The sequence below is a fragment of the Candidatus Nitrospira neuquenensis genome (assembly GCF_979578155.1).
On the sequence record NZ_CEFZDU010000036.1, the window covers coordinates 69,215 to 84,085 of the forward strand.

General features: G+C 72.1%; 12 protein-coding genes and 1 tRNA gene. 5 read left to right on the forward strand and 8 right to left on the reverse strand.

Features of this window, described 5'->3' with window-relative positions; all coding sequences use genetic code 11:
- Positions 1-137: 137 nt before the first annotated feature.
- Complete coding sequence (locus tag AC1U7O_RS14490; RefSeq protein WP_479895544.1) at positions 138-1,040, reverse strand: substrate-binding domain-containing protein; 903 nt, start codon at positions 1,038-1,040, stop codon at positions 138-140.
- 792 nt (positions 1,041-1,832) lie between these two features.
- Here AC1U7O_RS14490 and AC1U7O_RS14495 point away from each other — a divergent pair.
- Both AC1U7O_RS14495 and AC1U7O_RS14500 read left to right on the forward strand, forming a co-directional pair.
- Positions 1,833-2,102, forward strand: a complete 270-nt coding sequence (locus AC1U7O_RS14495) for a CsbD family protein (RefSeq protein WP_479895545.1) — start codon at positions 1,833-1,835, stop codon at positions 2,100-2,102.
- A 484-nt stretch (positions 2,103-2,586) separates the two neighbouring features.
- Positions 2,587-3,879, forward strand: coding sequence for an ATP-binding protein (locus AC1U7O_RS14500; RefSeq protein WP_479895546.1), 1,293 nt, complete (start codon positions 2,587-2,589; stop codon positions 3,877-3,879).
- A 208-nt stretch (positions 3,880-4,087) separates the two neighbouring features.
- Here AC1U7O_RS14500 and AC1U7O_RS14505 read toward each other — a convergent pair.
- Positions 4,088-4,165: transfer RNA gene (locus tag AC1U7O_RS14505), tRNA-Glu, on the reverse strand.
- A 265-nt stretch (positions 4,166-4,430) separates the two neighbouring features.
- On the opposite strand from AC1U7O_RS14505, the gene AC1U7O_RS14510 reads away from it, so the two are divergent.
- A complete protein-coding gene (locus AC1U7O_RS14510; protein ID WP_479895547.1) occupies positions 4,431-5,282 on the forward strand; it encodes a TonB C-terminal domain-containing protein in 852 nt (283 codons plus the stop codon).
- Positions 5,283-5,293: 11 nt separating this feature from the next.
- Here AC1U7O_RS14510 and AC1U7O_RS14515 read toward each other — a convergent pair whose 3' ends face one another.
- From AC1U7O_RS14515 to AC1U7O_RS14530, 4 genes are all read right to left on the reverse strand, one after another.
- Positions 5,294-5,872, reverse strand: a complete 579-nt coding sequence (locus AC1U7O_RS14515) for a response regulator (protein ID WP_479895548.1) — start codon at positions 5,870-5,872, stop codon at positions 5,294-5,296.
- A gap of 12 nt (positions 5,873-5,884) precedes the next feature.
- A complete protein-coding gene (locus AC1U7O_RS14520) occupies positions 5,885-9,163 on the reverse strand; it encodes a caspase family protein (RefSeq protein WP_479895549.1) in 3,279 nt (1,092 codons plus the stop codon).
- On the reverse strand, positions 9,160-9,699 hold the full coding sequence (locus AC1U7O_RS14525; RefSeq protein WP_479895550.1) for a c-type heme family protein: 540 nt from the start codon (positions 9,697-9,699) through the stop codon (positions 9,160-9,162). Before AC1U7O_RS14525 ends, AC1U7O_RS14520 begins: the two co-directional genes overlap by 4 nt.
- Positions 9,700-9,833: 134 nt before the next feature.
- Positions 9,834-11,870 carry a putative bifunctional diguanylate cyclase/phosphodiesterase gene (locus AC1U7O_RS14530; RefSeq protein ID WP_479895552.1) on the reverse strand — a complete coding sequence of 679 codons (2,037 nt, stop codon included), beginning with the start codon at positions 11,868-11,870 and terminating at the stop codon, positions 9,834-9,836.
- Between the two features lie 133 nt (positions 11,871-12,003).
- On the opposite strand from AC1U7O_RS14530, the gene AC1U7O_RS14535 reads away from it, so the two are divergent.
- Both AC1U7O_RS14535 and AC1U7O_RS14540 read left to right on the forward strand, forming a co-directional pair.
- Positions 12,004-12,804, forward strand: coding sequence for a metallophosphoesterase family protein (locus AC1U7O_RS14535; RefSeq protein ID WP_479895554.1), 801 nt, complete (start codon positions 12,004-12,006; stop codon positions 12,802-12,804).
- 133 nt (positions 12,805-12,937) lie between these two features.
- Positions 12,938-13,594 (forward strand): protein-L-isoaspartate(D-aspartate) O-methyltransferase, encoded by a 657-nt coding sequence (locus AC1U7O_RS14540; RefSeq protein ID WP_479895663.1) that lies wholly within the window; start codon positions 12,938-12,940, stop codon positions 13,592-13,594.
- A gap of 4 nt (positions 13,595-13,598) precedes the next feature.
- Here the strand turns inward: AC1U7O_RS14540 and AC1U7O_RS14545 are convergent, their stop codons facing one another.
- Positions 13,599-14,384, reverse strand: coding sequence for an ElyC/SanA/YdcF family protein (locus tag AC1U7O_RS14545; protein ID WP_479895556.1), 786 nt, complete (start codon positions 14,382-14,384; stop codon positions 13,599-13,601).
- A 13-nt stretch (positions 14,385-14,397) separates the two neighbouring features.
- Positions 14,398-14,757, reverse strand: a complete 360-nt coding sequence (locus tag AC1U7O_RS14550) for a hypothetical protein (RefSeq protein ID WP_479895557.1) — start codon at positions 14,755-14,757, stop codon at positions 14,398-14,400.
- Positions 14,758-14,871: the final 114 nt, after the last annotated feature.

The following is a 14,871-nucleotide window of genomic DNA, read 5'->3' on the forward strand; positions in this document are numbered from 1 at the left end:
CTGGGGAATCAGACGCGCGGGAATGATGCGGGATGCGCGAGGGATCGGACAGTCTGCGTGGCTCTACACGTCAGGACTTCACCTTACGCCCCGGCGGCCGCCCAGTCAAGCGATACCGGCGCGGCGCGGCCAGAGCCTCATGATTCCGGCCGGTTGCCGGGCGAACTTCCCACCGGCGGCCCCTGGCGCGGCTTCGACTCCTCCGGAGCCCGATAGGGCGTGTACATCTCGCCGACGAGCTCCTGACCTTCCGGCGACAGGGCAAAGCCCGCGAAGGCCTCGGCGACGGGGTCCGGCTCCGACGTGGAGAGCAGCAGCACCGGGCGGCGCAGCTTGTACCGTCCGTCCCGGACGGTCTGGTCGGCGGCCTCCACCCGATCGATCTGCAATAGGCTGACGTCCACCCCGTACTTCACGGCGTCGAGCGCGGGCTTGAGCGACGCATAGGCCACCGCGCCCAGGTTGCCGGCGACCGTGCTGATCGCGCGCTGATCGGATCGGATCAGGCGCGCCGAGCGGGGGATCTGCCCCGCGATGCCCAGCGCCGCTTCAAAGCCCTGGCGGATGTTCTGGTTCGGCGGCCGCGTGATCAGTTGGATGGTGGCGCCTCGTCCGCCCGGCTGCTCCCACCGCGTCGCCCGGCCCGAGAAGATGGCGGCCACCTGCTGCAGGGTGACCTCCTTCGTCGGGTTCGCGACCGACACGATCACGGCGATCCCATCCCAGGCGATGGGGGTCGCGGCCAAGCTCGGGTCGGCTTGTCCGGTCACGGCCACCTGCGCGACGCCGGTCTTGACCAGCGCGACCGGGTCGGAGTCCTGGTCCCACCGGACCTCCACAACGCGTCCGAGATAGCGCTTCTCGAACGCGCGAGCGAGCCGCTCGATCGTTGGGAGCTCAGGCCCGTTCCCCGCGATGACGACCGACCCGGCGGCGCCGGCCGACGCGGTCAGCCCCAGGGCCGTCACCAGCGCCAGCGCCAGGATCGGACGCGATCCGGTGAAGGTCCGACGGCTTCCTCCGGCAGAGACAGGGCTCATGTCGCCGTGCTCCGAGCCTGGCGCGGCTCGCTCGTCTCCCCGCGCCGGGCACGGCCGGCCCGGGACGGCACCGAACCGGGAGGCCGGGCCAGGCTTCGCGTCGGCTCGCCGTGGCGGGTGCGATTGGCTTCGATGCCGGGATCGACGGTCTCCCCGCACAGCAAACATCGCCACCCCGGAGCGGAGTCACCGCTCGCCGCTTCTTTCATCTTGATCGCCATCATCAACCCCTGACAGCGCTGACAGTGCATGGAGCCCCCCTGCCGGTCGGTCACCACGGACGGCGACGTGCTCCCAAGACGCGTTGGCGTGGAGGCGGCGGAGACCGGGGAATCGGACGCGCGGGAACGGTACGGGACGCGCGAGGGATCGGACAGTCTGCGTGGCTTCGCCCCTCAGGCCTTCACCCTACGCCCTGGCGGCCGGTGCGTCAAGCGGTGCGGACCGGCGGATTCCGCCGGGACACCGGCGCGGGGCAGCGACCGTCGCCCCGGCCTGCCTCCGGTGCCGGCGCGGGGGAAAATACATCCGCACAGTATCGCGGACTTACAGCCCTGCGGACGAAAGACGTTGACGCCGAGGCGTCCGACGTGTAGCGTGCCTCAGGATGCTCGGCGCCGCGCGCCGACCTGCCGGTCCTGCACGTTCTTCGCGCCTCTGCGCGCGATTCCCGATCACGGCCGCCGGCGCCTTGATGATGGACCATCCGCGCGGCCTCTCCGCGACACCGACCCGGACGAAGCGAGCGACCGGAACATCGCGCGCCCGCACGCGCACAACCCGGAGGGCAAGATGACCCAGGAGCAATTCAGGCAGAGCTGGGACCAGATCAAGGGGGACCTCAAGCGCCGGTGGGTGAAGCTCACCGACGAGGACATCCTGCAGATCGACGGCGACCAGGGCCGGTTCAACGGCGCCATTCAGCGACGGTACGACGTGACGAAGGGGGAGGTCAGCCGGTGGGCGGATCGTTGGTATGCCAAGTGGACCGGATGGTATGAGGGATACGAGGAGGCGAAACCCGTCGTCCCCGCCGTGCCCGGCAGGCCCCCGGCGTCCTGACCGGCCGTCTTCTCCGTCGGCGGAGGGACGCCGCCCTCGCGCGGTGTCCCCGACTGCCGGCAAGAACCCGTTGGCCCCGAGCCGCGCTCTTGAGACGGCGCCTCCCCTCTTGCCGCCCGCCCCGCTCCCAAGGACAAGTTCGATTGCGAGGACGACGCAGCGACCTACAGCTCCCACATGGGCAAGGCCGGCGAGGTCGTGGAACAGCGGCCTGGCATGTCCCACCGTCGACAAGAATTGCACGGCCTCCAACTCCACCCAATACGCCTCCCCCCATCCGTCTCCTGACGGATGGGACGGTGGTGCAACAGCAGAACGGCTCCCAAACTTCGCCCCAGGTCGATTTCGGTCTCGTCCTCACCAGCCCGGAATTTCGCAGAGCCGTGAGAGCCACATAGAAGGAGAGGGGCCCAGACGAGGCGGCATTCCGTCACTGCAACTTTATCTTGTAAATTTGCATTTGAATTGATATCAATACGGTTTCATGGCACTCCATCCTCGACGGCTTCTGCCCCTGCTTCGGGAGCGGCTCGATCGCTGGGCCATTACGGTCCTGACGGGGGCTCGGCAGTCCGGCAAAACCACGTTGGTACGCGACCTCCTGCCCGCGGCCGGTCTCAAGCCTCCGGTCTACTTGACGCTGGATGACCCGGACGAGCGGCTGCGACTTCTGGCCGATCCGGTCCGGCGGCTGGATCACGGTCAGCGCCTCGTGATCCTTGACGAAGTGCAGAAGTTGCCCGCCTTGCTCGATACCGTCAAGCTGCTGGCCGACCGCAAACAAGGCCATCGCTTCCTCTTGCTCGGCTCGTCGCAGATCCTGCTCCTGCGGCAGGTACGAGAGACGCTGGCGGGAAGAGCCACCCTCCTGGAACTCTGGCCTTTGGGGCTCGTGGAGCGCGTCCAGGCGGTGGAGGCTCCGTCGTGCGGTCTTGATCTCGTCTGGGAGCAAGGAGAGGCCGCGCTCCGTCGGCTGGCGGCGGAGCACATCCCGGCCGAGCAGCTTCGACGATGGCGGAGCCATGCCGAGGAAGCGCTCCGGTGGGGTGGGTATCCGGCGCTGGAGCCGCTGAGCGAAGCTGACCGAACCGTGTGGCTGCGCGATTTCCGGCGGACGTACCTCGAGCGCGATCTTGCCGACCTCGGGCGAGTTGCGGACCTGGACCAATTCGCGCGGGCGCAGAACCTGGTGGCGGCACGGACCGGCCAGTTGCTGTCCTATTCGGAAGTCTCACGCGACCTGGGTGTGGCCGTCAATACCGTGAAACGGTATGTCCGATTTCTGGAGATTTCCTACCAGGTCGCCTTGATCCCCCCGTGCGCAGCCTCGGTGGCGACCCGGCTCGTGAAGACTCCGAAAGTGTACTGGACCGACCCCGGCCTGGCTCGGCTGCTGGCAGAGCGGCCCAGCCTCGACGATGGGGCGCTGTTCGAAACGCACGTGTGCGACGAACTGATCCGTTGGCGGTCCTGGCAGCCCGACCCGCCCCACCTCCGGTTCTACCGGACTGCGGCCGGCCGGGAAGTGGACTTCGTCCTCCATTCCGACCGCTGTCTGGTGGCATTGGAGGCCAAAGCGGGGCAGCGGGCCCATGCCGTGGAGGCTCGGGCATTGACCGAACTGGTGGCGAGCCTGCAATTGCCGGGAGTCCGCGCGAACGCGAGGCGGCTGGGTCTGGTGGTCACGCGAGGGCGGGATATCGAGCAGCTCGCATCCCATGTCTGGGCCGTGCCGGACTGGCAGCTTTTCGGCCCAGCGCAGCGGGCAGAGGGGTGAACGCGGACGGTCGGAAGTTGCCGTGGGCCCTGCCCCATTGATGATTGATGGGGGGCTTACAGAAGGAAACGGAACGGCACTCGTGGGACGGCTCCGCCGCGCACAGAATCGCCGCGCGGCGGTCGAGCGAGGGGACGGAAGAAGGACTCCCTGGGGGTGCCTCTCCGGCGTGGCCTAATGAGGAGCTCGCCGGTCAGCGCGCGCGAGGTGGCGTCCCCAACGGGATTTGAACCCGTGTTGCCGGCTTGAAAGGCCGGCGTCCTAGGCCAGACTAGACGATGGGGACGACCCCGGCGGCGTGCGACGTGCGGTGGGCGGAACCCACGGCGCCCCTACCATAAAGGAATCGCCGGCGAAGCGCAACAGGGGCCCGCGGGCGCTCCGCCCGCTCTCCCCGTCATCGGCGAGCTGGCTCACTTCCTTGAACCGCGCTCCCCGTTCTGCTAGAAGTGGCGCAGTCTGGAGGAATGCCGCAGATGGGTTGGTCGCTTCGCGCCGCATCCGTCGCGTGTGCCGCCGCGGCGGCACTGGCCGCCGCAGTCTCAGGCCCGATGAGTCCCGCCGCCGCGCGGCCCGCCGGAGCGGCGTCCCCCCGGACGCCCTCCCTGGAATTCGACCTGCCGCGCGGCGTCGAGGAAGGGCTCCTGGTGCCCGGCCAGGCCTTCACCCTCTCGCTGCGGCTGACGGACTGGACGGCGGCGCGCGGGGATGAGGTGGCGGCGATTTTCGAGAGCCCCGCCTTTCCCCGGCGGCTCGTTCCGCTGGCGGCGGACGGCGCCTCGGCGGGCCTCGGCGCGACCGTCGTCTTCGAGCCCCGTCCCTTCGCGCCGGGCGGCGAGCAGGCCCTGCGAATCGAGGTCGCGATCGCCCGGCTTCGGGGGATGCGGATCGAGCCGGTCCTCAAGCGGACGCTCTACCTGACCTACGGCAGCCCGCCGCCATCTCCCGCCGAACCGGCCGCGCCCCCTTCCGCCCCGAGCGCCGGCGATCCCGCCCCCACCGCCGCATCGCCGCCCCTGCCCCCGCCCGATGGAGCGCTCCCAGCCGACCGGCCGGTCCTGCCGGTCGAGGAGGTGCGGGAGGAAGACTTGGGCGGCGGTGCGCCCGCGGCGCAGAGCCCGCTCTACTGGCGGACGGTGCGGGAACTGTTGAGCCGGCGCTGGCAGGTCCAGCTCGGGCAGCTCGGCAAGGGGCAGGGGGCCCGCGGCCTGCGGGTCCGCTTCCGGCTCTACGCCGGCGGGCTCGCCCAGCTCATCCAGGTCGAGCGCAGCTCGGGCGATGCCCGGGTGGATGAGGCCGGGCTGCGCGCCGTACTGACGTCGTTGCCCTTCCCCCCCTTCCCGACGGAGGTCCGCGAGCCCTCCGTCGAGCTGCACGTGGACCTGCCCGGCGCCCGCCGGTAAGGGAACCGTCTTCAGGCGCCGGGCGGGTTCGGCCGCGTCCGATCCGCCGTGGCCAACACACGGCGAATCGTCCCGAGGAGGACCTCCACCGAGAAGGGCTTGGACAGGTAGGGGGCCGAGGCCCGCGCCTCGCCCTGCGGATCCACCGTCTCCGGATGGTGGCCGGACATGAACAGCACCTTCGCCCGCGGGTAGTCCGCCGCCAGCCGCCGCGCCAGCTCCAGCCCGCTCATGCCGGGCATCTGCATGTCCGTCAGGACGAGATGGACCGGCTCCCAGTTCGTCTTGAGCATTTCGAGCGCGTCGGCCCCATCGGTCGCGAGCAACACGGTGTAGCCCTGCCGCCGGAGGACGGACTGCAGGAGGTTGCGGACCAGCGGCTCGTCGTCCACGACCAGGATGGTTTCGCCGCGGGGGGGCGTCCAGGTCGCGGGCCCGTCGCCCGCCGCCGCGCGGCCCCGGCGGTCGCCCCGGCGGCGCTCGCCGCGGCGCCGCTCCTCGCTCACGCGCCAGGGCTGGCGCCGCTCCCCCCGGCGCCGGTCCACGCCGCTTCGCCGATCCCTCCCCGTCCGCCGTTCGGGCGTGTCCATCGAGTCCCCCGCTCATTCGGCCGCGGCGAGCGGCAGCGCGGCGTACCCCTCCGGCGTGTGGGTCAGGGGCGACTGGGCACCGTTGGTCATGATCGGGACCGACTCCGACACATAGGTGTCCAGCTCCTTGACGGTCACCCGCCGGTCCCGGCTCAGGTCGCCCTTCCCCTCGCCGCCCAGGCCGTTGGTGAGCGCCACCGCGAAGGCGCCGTGCCCCCAGCGCTCGTCGCCCTTCGACAGCTCCCGTCCCCGGGCGGCCGTGAAGACCACGGCGTTGGAGTCCTGCAGGTCCTTGACGAGCCGGTCGCCGTCGGGGGGCCGGAGCGTGCCGACGCCCCTCAGCTCTTCGCGACTGACGTCCAGGAAGATGAGCTTGCGCATCGGCAGGTCGAGCAGGGGCTTGAGGTCCCGCAGCGTGATCAGGCGCGAGGCGCCGCCGTCGGGACGCAGCGCCGTGTCGGCCGGGAGAAACGCGAAGGCCCCGTTCTCGTCGCTGATCCCATGCCCGCTCAGGAACAGCACCAGCACGTCCTGTCGGCCGGCCTGGGCGAAGCGTGCCAGATGCTTTAGCACGGCCTCCTGCGTCGGCGCCGCGTCGGCGGCCCCCGCCCGGCTCCGGGCAGGATCGGCCAGCAGCCAGCCTTTCACCTCCCGGAACAGGCGGCCGTGCTGCCGCGTGAAGACCTCCAGCACTGCCTCCGCGTCCGCCGCCGCATAGGGGAGCGACGGAATCGCCTTGTCCTGGTAGGCGCCGACGCCGATCGCGAGCACCCAGAGGGCCGGTCGCGCCGCGGAGTCCAACGACGCCGCCCCGCCGGCCGTCACGCGGAGCGCGCGCCGCGTTTCCGCGAAGCCGTTGGAAGCCACGACCTCGATGAGGCTCTCGCCCGGCTCCAGGCGCAGGGGCACGGCCAGCTTGACTGTCTGCTGCCCCGGCGCGATGCGCAACGCCACCGGCAGGGCCGGCGCCCCCGCGAGCGGCGTCGCGCCGCCGTCGCCGGCCTCCGCGACCCGCGCCCCGTTGACGTACACCTGGACGGAGCGCAGGGGCCGGTGCTCGTCCTCCACGCGCAGGGAGATCGCGGCGTCGGCCGAGGGCAGCACCGCGCCGTCGGCGGGCGCCTCGACCGTCACGTGCGGCGGCTCGATCCGGTGATAGCGCAGGTCCGCCGGGGCCGTGCCCTTCGCGGGCGTCGCGCCCGCCGGCGCCGGCCCGCCGTTGCCCGTCCGCAGCGCGGTCTCCACCACGTCGGGCCGGTAGAACGCCGTCCGGAACCGGTCCAGCCCGTACACGCGAGTGCCGATCCGCACGTTCATGTTCTCGTCCCCGCGGATCGAGGCCTTGTAGTAGCCGTTCGGAGTCAGCACGATCCACTCGCCGTCGCGGAAGCCGACCAGCGTGGCGACCAGGCGGCCGCTCCCCGCCTCCCAGAGCCGCATCGTGCCGTCGAGGCTGCCGGAGAGGATGAGCGTGCCGTCGCGGGAGAAGGCGGCGGCGGTCACGACGCCCTGGTGCCCCGTGAAGGTCCGCACCTCCTTGCCCGTCGCCGCCTCCCACAGGCGCAGCGTCTCGTCCTCGCTCCCGGAGAGCACGAACTTCCCGTCGGGCGAGAAGGTCGCGGTCCAGACCGCCTCCTCGTGGTCGAAGGTCCGCACTTCCTTGCCCGTCGCCGTCTCCCAGAGCTTCATCGTCTCGTCCAGCGCGCCGGAGAGCACCCAACGTCCGTCCGGCGAGAAGGCCACGGCGCGCACCGCCGCGGCGTGGCCGCGGAAGGTCCGCACCTCCTTGCCCGTGGCGATCTCCCAGAGCTTGAGGGTCTGGTCCTCGCTGCCCGAGAGCGCGAGCCGGCCGTCCGGCGAGAAGGCCACGGCCCAGACCGTCTGCGCGTGGCCGCCGAACGTCCGGAGCCAGCGCCCGGACGCGACGTCCCAGAGGCGCAGCGTCTGGTCCCCGCTCCCCGAGAGAATCAGCTTCCCGTCGGGCGAGAAGGCCACGTCCGTCACGCCCCAGGTGTGCCCCGTCAGGGTCCGCAGCGTCCGGGCCGTCGCCACGTCCCAGAGCTTCAGGCTCCGGTCCTGGCTCCCCGAGAGCGCGAGCCGGCCGTCCGGGGAGAAGGCCACGGCGGTCACCGTGGCCGTGTGGCCGCGGAAGGTCCACAGCTCGCGGCCGTTCTTGACGTCCCAGAGCTTGAGCGTGTGCTCGCGGCTCCCGGAGAGGGCCCAGGCGCCGTCGCCGGAGAAGGCCACGTCCCGCGCCTCCTTGAGGTTGCCCGCGAAGACCGCGCGCTCGGTCCCCGTCGCCACGTCCCAGAGCCGGACGATCTGGTCGCCGCCGCCCGAGAGCGCGAGCCGGCCGTCCGGCGAGAAGGCCAGGCACCGGACCGGCTGCGTGGGCCCCCGGAAGGTTCGCACCTCCCGGCCCGTCGTCAGGTCCCAGAGCTTGAGCGTCTGGTCGTCGCTCCCCGAGAGGGCGAACCGGCCGTCCGGCGAGAAGGCGACGGCGGTCACCGCCTGCGTATGCCCCCGGAAGGTCCGCACCTCCCGGCCCGTCGCCGTGTCCCAGAGCCAGAGCGTCATGTCCTCGCTCCCGGAGAGAGCCAGCCGCCCGTCCGGGGAGATCGCCACGGCCCGCACCGCCTGCTTGTGCCCGCGGAAGGTCCGCTGCTCCTCGCCCGACTCCGCGTCCCAGAGCTTCAGCCGCTGGTCCACGCTGCCGGACAGGACGCGCGTGCCGTCCGGTGAGAACGCGATGGCCGTGACCGCGAGGGCGTGGCCGGCGAAGGTCCGCACCTCCTGGCCGGTCGCCGCGTCCCAGAGCTTGACGGTCTGGTCCACGCTGCCCGAGAGGATGCGCGTGCCGTCCGGCGACACGGCGACGGCCCAGACCCCTTCCTCGTGCCCGCTCAGCACGCGCCGCTCCGCGCCGGTCCGGACGTCCCAGACGCGGAGCGTCCGGTCGTAGCTCGCCGAGACGGCCCAGGTCCCGTCCGGGGAGAAGGCGACGGCGGTCACCGCCTGGGCGTGGCCGGTGAAGGTGCGGACCTCCTTGCCGGTCTCCACCTCCCAGAGCTTCAGCGACTGGTCCTCGCTGCCCGAGAGCGCGAGCCGGCCGTCCGGCGAGATGGCGACGGCCATGACACCGCCCGCGTGGCCGAGGGGAACGAACACCTCCCCCGCCTCGTCCGCCGCGTGCGCCCGGACCCCGCCCGCCCCCGCCGGCAGGCTCGCCAGCAGGGCCAGCGCGGCGACGGCCCAGCGGCCCGCGCGGCCCGGCCCGGAGGCCGGCCTCATTTCCTGAACCTCACGATGATCGCCCCCATCACGTCGCCCTTCCGGAAGTCGCGCTTGGGGCTGTCGGGGTGGGTGTTGTGGCAATCCACGCAGCTCTGGACGATGGCGAAGTCGGCGGACAGGCCCTTGAACTGGTCCCCGTCCTCGAAGGTCAGCATCTTCTGCCGAGGGTCGGCGATCATGGCCTCGAGCGCCTGCGCCTCGGCCTTGGTCTTGGGGAGGTTCGACTTGTAGACGGGCGTGAGGCCGATCAGGCCGATCTCGAAGCTGCCGATGTCCCCGCCGGCCACCTTGACGAACTGGGCGGGGAGCGGGATCGCGTGGACGTCCTTGACCCAGTCCTCCTTCGGCTGCACGCCGGACTCGCGGACATGGTCCACGACGAGCAGGACGTAGGCGGTGCGGAAGGCCTTGACCGTCTCCAGGATGTACTTGGCGAGCAGGTCGTAGGTGACCTCGGCCGCCTGCCCCGCCGGGACGGCGAGACTCAGGGCGAGCAGCCCGGTCGCGACCGCAAGCCAGATCGCGCGTCGCATGGATGCCTCCTCCGTCGGCCGCCCGCGGGCGACGGCAGCCCGCCCCCGGGGTGGGCGAAACTATTGCAGAGCCGGCGATCGGCGTCAAGGCCGGAGGGCGGGCGGGGAACGGAGGAGGGGGCGACGGCGGCCGGTCAGGCGCAGGGAAGGGCGGCCGCGCCGAGCTGCGCGGTGCACTGCTCGACGGGCAACGGGGGACTGAACAGGAAGCCCTGCATCTCGACGCAGTGGTGGGCGAGGAGGAAATCCGCCTGCTCCGCTTCCTCGACGCCCTCGGCGGTTACCTTCAGGTTCAGGGAAGCCGCCAGGGCGATGATGGCCTTCACGATCGAGGCGTCCCGCTCGTCGCCAGGGACGGACCGCAGGAACGCCCGGTCGATCTTCACCCGGTCCACGGGGAAGTGCTTGAGGTAGCTCAGCGAGGAGTAGCCGGTCCCGAAATCGTCGATCGCGAACCGCACGCCCAGCCGGTGCAGGGCGCACAGCGTGTCGAGGACGGCCGCGGAGGGGTCGAAGAGCAGGCTCTCCGTCAGCTCCAGCTCCAGGCGTCCGGGGTCGAAGCCCGTGTCCGTGAGGGCGCGGACCACGACGTCCACGAGGTCCCCGTGGACCACCTGGCGCCGCGAGAGGTTGACGGCGAGGCGCAGGTCCGCATGACCGGCCGCCTGCCACGCCCGCACCTGGGCGCAGGCCGTGCGGAGCACCCATTCGCCGATCGGAACGATGAGGCCGGTCTCCTCGGCCAGCGGGATGAACTGGCCGGGCGGGACCAGGCCGCGCTCCGGATGGCGCCAGCGGATCAGCGCCTCGACGCCCACGGTTTCTTTGCTGCGGAAGTCCAGCAGCGGCTGGTAATGCAGGACCAGCTCGCCCCGCTGGAGCGCCTGCCGGAGCTGCGTCTCCAGCAGCAGCCGGTCCGACGTCCGCTGGTTGAGCTCCGCGGAATAGAAGCGGTAGCCGTTGCGCTGCTCCTTGGCCGCGTACATCGCCGCGTCGGCGGCGGCGATCAGGCGAGCCGCGTCCGTCGTGTCGGCCGGGTACAGGGCGACCCCGACGCTCGCGGAGACGTGCACCTCCCGCCCCTCCAGGGTCAGGGGCGCCTCGAGGCCTTGCAGCATGCGCCGGGCCACCATGCCCGCCCCCTCCGGTCCCGTCAGATCCTCGGCGATCACGGTGAACTCATCGCCGCCCAGGCGCGCCACGACGTCCGTCGTGCGCAGGCAGGCCCGCAGTCGTTCCGCCACGGCCTGGAGCAGCCGGTCCCCGACGCCGTGCCCCAGCGAATCGTTGACCACCTTGAACCGGTCCAGGTCCAGGAAGTACAGGGCCGCGGTCCGTCCGCTCCGCTGTGCGCGCGCCAGCGCCTTGGCCAGCAGGTCCTGGAACAGGCGGCGGTTCGGCAGGCCGGTGAGCGGGTCGTAGTGCGCGAGGCTGTGGAGCGAAGCCTCCGCCTGGAGCCGCTCGATGAACTGACCGATCTGGCTGCCCATGGCCGCCAGCATGTCGAGCAGGGGGCGGTCCGGCTCGCGGATCTCGCGGCTGAAGAACTCGATGACGCCGGTCGTGGCCTCGCCCAGTTTGATGGGAAAGGCGAAGGCGGCGTGCAGCCCGCAGCGGGCCGCCAGCGGGGCCCGCGGAAAGTTGTCGTCCCGCACGACGTCGGGAATCCAGGCGGGCCGGCCGCTCTGCCACACGCGGCCGGGCAGCCCGACGCCGGGCTCGAAGGTCCTCTCCCGCGTCCCGGCCGCGAACGCCGCCACGTCCACCCCCGGCCGGTGCCACAGGTCCACGTACCGGAGCCGGCCCGCGCTCCGGTCCACCTCCCAGAGCACGCCCAGGTCCCCTCCCGAGACTTCGCAGATGGTCTTAAGCAGGCGCAGGGCCGCGTCCTGGAGGGTGCGCGACTCGGCCAGCACCTTCGTCACCGCATAGTGCGTGGCGAGCAGCCGTTCCCGCCCCTTCCGCTCCCTCAAGGCCCGGACCAGCCGCCGCGTCCGGCGGCGCGCCCACCCCGCCCACAGGGCCGCCCCGCAGCCGACGAGCAGCCACGGCGCGAGCGCGCCTCGGCCGACGAGCAGGCCGCCGACGAGCAGCCCCGCGGCCAGCCCGCCCATTGCCAGGGTCCACCGGAAGCCCTTCCGTCCCGCCGCGCCCCGTTGTGGCCGGTTCATGTTCGCCTCTTCAGCCCCGCCGGCCGACCGGTCGCCGCGCCCGCCCCGTCGCCCTGCTCGACCTTCGTTGTCGGCAGGAGCGGGGCGAAGCTGTAGCCTTGCCCGCCCCGGCGATCTGTGCCATGCTGCCGCGATGATCCGGGCGGCGTGGGTCACGGACCTCCATCTGAACTTCCTGGACGGGGCGGGCGTGGCGCGCTTTCTCTCCGCGCTGGAGGCGGAGCGGCCCGACGTCGTCCTCGTCGGCGGGGACATCGGCGAGGCCGACTCGGTCGCCGACTACCTGCGCACGATGGCCGACCGGCTGGCCCGGCCGATCTACTTCGTCCTCGGCAACCACGACTTCTACCGGGGCGCGATCCCGCCGGTCCGCGCCGCGGTCTCGGCCCTCTGCCGCGTCGAGCCCCGCCTCACCTACCTCTCGCAGGCCGGGGTGACGGCGCTCACCCCGACCACCGGGCTCGTCGGCCATGACGGCTGGGGCGACGCGCGGCACGGAGACTTCTTCGGGACCTTCGTCGAGCTGAACGATCACCTGTTGATCGGCGGGCTGGCCGGCCTGGACAAGGCCCGACTTCGGGAGGCGCTCGAGCGGCTGGGGGACGAGGCGGCGGCCCATCTCGGGTCGGTCCTGCCCGACGCGCTGGCCCGCTTCGAGCATGTTCTGCTCCTGACCCACGTGCCGCCCTTCCGGGAAGCCTGCTGCTACCGGGGCCGGGCGTCGGACGACAACTGGGCGCCCTTCTTCACCTGCAAGGCCGTCGGCGACCTGCTGCTGGAGACGATGCGCGCCCGGCCGGACCGCCGCCTCACCGTCCTCTGCGGCCACTCGCACGGCGCGGCCGAGGTCCGCGTCCTCCCCAACCTGCTGGTCCTGGCCGGCGAGGTCGAGTACGGCGCGCCGCGGACGCAGCGGGTCTTCACGCTGGAGTGATGGCGGGGCGGACCCCATGGGCTGGTGCGCGGAACGAGGGGGAGGCGGCCCGTCGGGCGGGCCGGCCGCCGCGACGGCGCTGGCCGTGGCGCTGCTGGCCGGCTGCCAGGACCGGCTCTTCGGGGAGACACCGATGACGGACGAGGATCGCCGGCAGGAGCGGACGAGGATGGTGGAGGAGCAGATCGCCGGCCGGGGCATCCGGGACGGCCCCCTGCTCGCGGCGATGCGCCGGGTGCCGCGGCACCGGTTCGTCCCGCCCTCCGAGGCGCCCTTCGCCTACGACGACGGCGCCCTGCCCATCGGCGAGGGCCAGACGATCTCCCAGCCCTTCGTCGTCGCCTTCATGACGCAGGCGCTCCAATTGACCGGGCGGGAGAAGGTGCTGGAGGTCGGCACGGGCTCGGGCTACCAGGCCGCCGTGCTGGCCGAGCTGGGGGTCCGCCTGTTCACGATCGAGCTGGTGCCCGCCCTGGCCGAGCGGGCGGCGCGCACGCTGCGCGAGCTCGGCTACGCGAACGTGCAGGTCCGGATCGGGGACGGGAGCCTGGGCTGGCCGCAGGAGGCGCCCTTCGACGCCATCATCGTGACCGCGGCGGCGCCCGCCGTGCCGCCGGCGCTGCTCGAGCAGCTCGCCGTGGGGGGACGGCTCATCCTGCCGGTCGGCGAGGGCGAGCAGATGCTGGTCCTCTACCGGCGGACGCCGCAGGGCTACCACCGGGCCGAGCTGCTGCCCGTCGCCTTCGTCCCCCTGCGCGGCGGGAGCGCCGGTGGCGCCCCGGCCCCCTGAGCGCTCAGGCCTTGCCCCGTAGCTTCGACCAGGCCAGCCCCAGGTACTCGTGGATGGCCCGCTCGGCGACCCGGAAGCTCTCGGCCCGCGGCAAGTGGTCCACGAGGTCGAAGGATTCGCTGGACAGGCCCTCGCGCAGGTAGTAGCCGGTGGGCGCCGGCGTGGGGTGGAGCCCGCTCTTCTCGAAGAGGGCCATCGCGCGCGGCATGTGCAGGGCGGACGTGACCAGCATGAAGGGCGCCGCCCCGACGATGGCGCCGACCCGCTGCACCTGCTCCTCCGTGTTCTTCGCCGAGGGGTCCACGATCAGGTCGGCCTCGTTCACCCCCAGCTCCTGCGCCAGCTTCGCCATCGCCGCCGCTTCCGGGACCGCGTCGTAGGCCGAGTCGCCCGAGAGCACGAGCTTGCTCCCGGGCAGGACCTTGTGCAGCCGGATCCCTTCGATCAGCCGGGCCAGCGCCACCCACGTGATCTGCCTGGCGAGCGGCGCCTTGGGGTCGGACACATGGCCGGCGCTCAGGACGACCACGTACTGGAGGGGCGGGCCGGGCTGCCGGCGGAGCTGGTCCGGGTCCACCTCGCGGTATTGATACTCCAGGGTCTGGAGCATCCTGGAGGACAGCGTCCCCTCGCCGAAGAGGATCAGGAGCGCGAGCCCGAGGGTCACGAGCACGGTCCCGGCCCTGGTCCGGTTCGTCAGCCACAGCAGGGCCACGCCGACGCCGAGCAGCGTGGCGCAGATCGGCAGGGGGTTCAGGTAGGCCGCGAGGAACGGTTTGAGCGCCTCCATGCTGGCTCCTTTCTCAGTGGCCGAGGGGCCCGCCGTGCGACTGGGGACCGTGGGTCGGCACGGCCAGGCCGATCTTGCACGAGGGACAGCGGCGCGGGCTGAAGCCGACCCAGCCCTTCCCCCAGGGTCTCGCGTTGCAGTTCGGACAACGGTAGAGGACGTAGAAGACGCTGAGCGCGATCACGGCCAGCGACACCGCCAGGGCGAGCAGCAGCTCGGGGGGCTTGAGATAGGACGGACCGGAGCTTTCCAGGAACGCGAGGGCGCCGAGGGGCGGCACGCCGACCGCCGCGAGGGCGGCCACGGCGGCCACCGTCCGCTGACGTTTCCGAAACCGGCGCGCGACCACGGCGGCGCCGATGTCCCTCCTCATCAGCATCCCTCCCTGGCGCTCGGTTCGGATCGCACCGGTCAGACCGGCCACCCGATCGAGGGGAGCAGTCTAGCACTCCCGGACGGAAAATGCACGTCCGCGCCGGGGGACGGC

Excerpts from the sequence above, each read along its gene's own strand:
- AC1U7O_RS14490 (WP_479895544.1), bottom strand. The coding sequence starts at position 1,040 with ATGAGCCCTGTCTCTGCCGGAGGAAGCCGTCGGACCTTCACCGGATCG.
- AC1U7O_RS14515 (WP_479895548.1), bottom strand. The coding sequence starts at position 5,872 with ATGGACACGCCCGAACGGCGGACGGGGAGGGATCGGCGAAGCGGCGTG.
- AC1U7O_RS14535 (WP_479895554.1), top strand. The coding sequence starts at position 12,004 with ATGATCCGGGCGGCGTGGGTCACGGACCTCCATCTGAACTTCCTGGAC.
- AC1U7O_RS14550 (WP_479895557.1), bottom strand. The coding sequence starts at position 14,757 with ATGAGGAGGGACATCGGCGCCGCCGTGGTCGCGCGCCGGTTTCGGAAA.
- AC1U7O_RS14540 (WP_479895663.1), top strand. The coding sequence starts at position 12,938 with ATGACGGACGAGGATCGCCGGCAGGAGCGGACGAGGATGGTGGAGGAG.
- AC1U7O_RS14525 (WP_479895550.1), bottom strand. The coding sequence starts at position 9,699 with ATGCGACGCGCGATCTGGCTTGCGGTCGCGACCGGGCTGCTCGCCCTG.
- AC1U7O_RS14500 (WP_479895546.1), top strand. The coding sequence starts at position 2,587 with ATGGCACTCCATCCTCGACGGCTTCTGCCCCTGCTTCGGGAGCGGCTC.
- AC1U7O_RS14530 (WP_479895552.1), bottom strand. The coding sequence starts at position 11,870 with ATGAACCGGCCACAACGGGGCGCGGCGGGACGGAAGGGCTTCCGGTGG.
- AC1U7O_RS14510 (WP_479895547.1), top strand. The coding sequence starts at position 4,431 with ATGAGTCCCGCCGCCGCGCGGCCCGCCGGAGCGGCGTCCCCCCGGACG.
- AC1U7O_RS14545 (WP_479895556.1), bottom strand. The coding sequence starts at position 14,384 with ATGGAGGCGCTCAAACCGTTCCTCGCGGCCTACCTGAACCCCCTGCCG.
- AC1U7O_RS14495 (WP_479895545.1), top strand. The coding sequence starts at position 1,833 with ATGACCCAGGAGCAATTCAGGCAGAGCTGGGACCAGATCAAGGGGGAC.
- AC1U7O_RS14520 (WP_479895549.1), bottom strand. The coding sequence starts at position 9,163 with ATGAGGCCGGCCTCCGGGCCGGGCCGCGCGGGCCGCTGGGCCGTCGCC.